Annotated in this window: 3 protein-coding genes; all 3 read right to left on the reverse strand. The window is 67.1% G+C overall.

The window, feature by feature from the left end:
* On the reverse strand, nt 1-708 hold a 708-nt coding region (gene sufC / locus ACIQ3R_RS17360), incomplete at its 3' end, for a Fe-S cluster assembly ATPase SufC (RefSeq protein WP_397420104.1).
* Nucleotides 709-713: 5 nt separating this feature from the next.
* On the reverse strand, nt 714-2,183 hold the full coding sequence (gene sufB, locus ACIQ3R_RS17365; RefSeq protein ID WP_397420102.1) for a Fe-S cluster assembly protein SufB: 1,470 nt from the start codon (nt 2,181-2,183) through the stop codon (nt 714-716).
* The coding region (locus tag ACIQ3R_RS17370; protein WP_397420103.1) for an aminotransferase class V-fold PLP-dependent enzyme at nt 2,183-2,626 on the reverse strand (444 nt) is incomplete at its 5' end. The genes ACIQ3R_RS17370 and sufB, both read right to left, overlap by 1 nt.

Below are 2,626 nucleotides of genomic sequence, written 5' to 3' on the forward strand. Positions count from 1 at the left end.
GAGCTCGCGCGCCAGGTCGGGGCCGCCCGAATGCACGATGCGGCCGCCGGCCAGGATGTGCACCCGGTCGGGCCGGATGTAATCCAGCAGGCGCTGATAGTGGGTGATCACCAGCATGGCGCGGTCCGGTGAGCGCATGGCGTTCACACCGTCGGCGACGATGCGCAGGGCGTCGATATCCAGCCCGGAATCCGTCTCGTCCAGGATCAGGAAGCGAGGCGAAAGCACCGCCATCTGAAGGATTTCCATCCGCTTCTTCTCACCGCCGGAGAAGCCGACGTTCAGCGGCCGCTTCAGCATGTCGAAGTCCATTTTCAGCTCGGCCGCCTTGGCGCGGACCAGCTTCAGGAACGCCGGCGCGGACACCTCGTCCTCGCCCCGTGCGCGCTTCTGCGCGTTCAGCGCCGTGCGCAGGAAGGTGAGCGCCGGCACGCCCGGGATCTCCAGCGGATACTGGAACGACAGGAACACGCCCCTGGCGGCCCGTTCTTCCGGTTCCAGAGCCAGCAGATCCTGGCCGTCGAGCGTGGCGCCGCCGCTGGTGACATCATAGCCTTGGCGGCCGGTCAGCACGTAGGACAGGGTCGACTTGCCCGCCCCGTTCGGCCCCATGATGGCATGCACCTCGCCGGCCGGGATCTCCAGCGAGAGGCCCTTGAGGATCGAGGCGCCGCCGACGTCGGCGTGGAGATTGGTCACTTTCAACATCGGATTCACCCCACGCTCCCTTCGAGACTGATCGCCACCAGCTTCTGCGCCTCGACCGCGAACTCCATGGGCAGTTCCTGCAGCACGTCCTTGACGAAGCCATTGACCAGCAGCTGCACGGCCTCCTCCTGCGAGAGCCCCCGCTGGCGGGCGTAGAACAGCTGGTCTTCCGACAGCCGGGTCGTCGTCGCCTCGTGCTCGAACACGCAGCTGCCGTTCCGCGCTTCGATGTAGGGCACGGTGTGGGCGGCGCAGGTCTTGCCGATCAGCAGGCTGTCGCACTGGGTGAAGTTGCGCGCGCCCGTGGCCTTGGGGTGGGCCGAGACCAGCCCGCGATAGGTGCTGGTGCTCTTCCCGGCGCTGATGCCCTTGGCGATGATCCGCGAGCGGGTGTTGGCGCCGAGATGGATCATCTTTGTGCCGGTGTCGGCCTGCTGGCGGCCGTTGGTGATGGCGATGGAGTAGAACTCGCCCGAGCTCCCCTCGCCTCGCAGCACGCAGGAGGGATACTTCCAGGTGATCGCCGACCCGGTTTCGACCTGCGTCCACGAGACCTTCGAACGGTCGCCCCGGCAGTCGGCCCGCTTGGTGACGAAGTTGTAGATGCCGCCCTTGCCGGTCTCCGGATCGCCCGGGTACCAGTTCTGGACGGTCGAGTACTTGATCTCGGCGTCATCCAGCGTGATCAGTTCGACCACGGCCGCGTGCAGCTGGTTCTCGTCGCGCATCGGCGCGGTGCAGCCTTCCAGGTACGAGACGTAGGCGCCCTTGTCGGCAATGATCAGGGTCCGCTCGAACTGGCCGGAATTCTCGGCGTTGATCCGGAAATAGGTCGAGAGCTCCATCGGGCACCGCACGCCCGGCGGCACGTAGACGAAGCTGCCGTCGGAAAAGACCGCCGCGTTCAGGCAGGCGAAATAGTTGTCGCTCACCGGCACCACCGTGCCGAGGTATTGCCGCACCAGCTCCGGATGCTCGCGGATCGCCTCGCTCATCGAGCAGAAGATCACCCCGACCTCGGCCAGCTCCTTCTTGAAGGTGGTGACCACGCTCACGGAGTCGAATACGGCGTCGACAGCGTATTTCGGCGCGCCCTTGACCCCGGCCAGCACCTCCTGCTCGCGCAACGGGATGCCCAGCTTCTTGTAGGTCTCCAGAAGCTGGGGGTCGACCTCGTCCAGGCTCATCGGCCCGTCCTTCGCCTTGGGCGCGGCGTAGTAGTAGAGGTCCTGATAGTCGATCGGCGGAAAGCTCACCTTGGCCCAGTCGGGCGGATCCATGGCGAGCCAGCGTTCGAAGGCCGCCAGGCGCCATTCCAGCATCCACGCCGGCTCGTCCTTCTTGGCCGAGATGAAACGCACCGTATCGGCATCGAGGCCCTTGGGCGCGAAGTCCTGCTCGATGTCGGTGACGAAGCCGTGCTGGTACTTCTCCAGCTCCTTCACCTGCTCGAGGGTCTGTTCGACGGCGGGCATCAGGCGGCCTTCTCTAAACGCTGGTGGCGCGCATGCGCATCGGTCCAGGCGTCGACGAACCGCGCCCAGTCCTGCTCGGTGGTAGTCCAGCCGCCGGAGACGCGGATGCCGCAGCCGGCCAGATCGCCCAGGCCCATCGCTTCCAGCACCGGGGAGGCCTTGACCTTGCCCGACGAGCAGGCGGCGCCGGCGCTGACCATCACGCCCGCCAGATCCAGCGCCATGACCTGGCGCTCGGCGCTCCAGCCGGCGGTGGCGACATTCAAGGTGTTGCCCAGGCGTAGCGCATCCTGACCGATCACCACCGCGCCCAGGGCCTTGAGCCGCGCCGCCGCCGCATCGCGCCACGGCGCATTGCGCGCCACGGCCTCGGGTTCCGCCAAGGCGATCCTCGCCGCCGCGCCGAAGCCGGCGACGCCGGGCAGGTTCTCGGTTCCGCCGCG

The organism is Phenylobacterium sp. (assembly GCF_044371015.1).
Classification (GTDB): Bacteria; Pseudomonadota; Alphaproteobacteria; order Caulobacterales; family Caulobacteraceae; genus Phenylobacterium.

Coding starts and splice junctions, on each gene's coding strand:
- sufB (WP_397420102.1), bottom strand. CDS start 2,183: ATGCCCGCCGTCGAACAGACCCTCGAGCAGGTGAAGGAGCTGGAGAAG.